Here is a 213-nt window from a genome sequence, read left to right as displayed (position 1 = left end):
GAGGAAGCGAAGGAGTTTGTGAAAATCGGATTTGAGTTGAGCGAGCAGTACGACCGCCCGGTGATCTTCCGTATTACCACCAGACTGGCACATTCCCAAGGACTGGTGGAGTTGAAAGAACGGATAGAGATTCCGGATAAGCCGTATGAGAAAAATATACGCAAGAATGTAATGATGCCAGGGAATGCCAAATACCGGCATGTGGAAATTGAA

1 pseudogene is annotated in these 213 nt (G+C 46.9%); it reads left to right on the top strand.

Going from position 1 to position 213, the window contains the following annotated elements:
* Positions 1–18: 18 nt before the first annotated feature.
* Positions 19–213 (top strand): annotated as a pseudogene (locus tag HJY11_RS14545) (indolepyruvate ferredoxin oxidoreductase subunit alpha); the annotation flags it as partial.

Origin of the sequence: Bittarella massiliensis (ex Durand et al. 2017), from assembly GCF_017566145.1 — a bacterium.
Taxonomy (GTDB): Bacteria; Bacillota; Clostridia; order Oscillospirales; family Ruminococcaceae; genus Bittarella; species Bittarella massiliensis_A.
This window is presented reverse-complemented; position numbering and strand designations above follow the sequence as displayed.